Origin of the sequence: Arthrobacter sp. 179 (genome assembly GCF_052379645.1) — a bacterium.
GTDB lineage: Bacteria > Actinomycetota > Actinomycetes > Actinomycetales > Micrococcaceae > Arthrobacter_H.
In genome coordinates this window covers 1-341 of the sequence record NZ_JBQSYU010000069.1, presented here as the reverse complement: position 1 = coordinate 341, position 341 = coordinate 1, and the positions used below count along the sequence as shown (strand labels likewise).

Sequence of the window (341 nt, the reverse complement as noted above, 5' to 3'; positions counted from 1 at the left end):
GCGTAGTTGTTGGGGATCCCGGTCATTTCGGCTAGCCCGTAGGAGACCTGCAGGCCCAGGAACCCGACCGGTCCCACGGTGCCGGCGACGACGGCGATGATCGCCACGATATCGGCAACGGTGCCGATCCAGCTATGCAGGACCTTCTTGCCCATGATCGGGTAGAGCAACGTGCGCGGGCGCAGCGGCATGCCCTTGGAGTGGGCGTGGGTGATCACGATGGCACCCAGGGTGCCCAGGATGGCCCAGGCCAGGAAGCCCCAGTCCACGAAGCTCTGCGCCAGGGCCGCGCTGGCCTGGTCGCTCTCGGATTCGAGGCTGTCCCCGTAGTAGGGCGGGGA

At 67.2% G+C, this 341-nt stretch carries 1 protein-coding gene; it reads right to left on the bottom strand.

Translation table 11 applies throughout. The annotated features are described in order from the left end of the window. Nucleotides 1–341, bottom strand: a 341-nt coding sequence (locus tag ACT3UE_RS15810; RefSeq protein ID WP_444567033.1) for a BCCT family transporter, incomplete at both ends; no start/stop codon positions are given.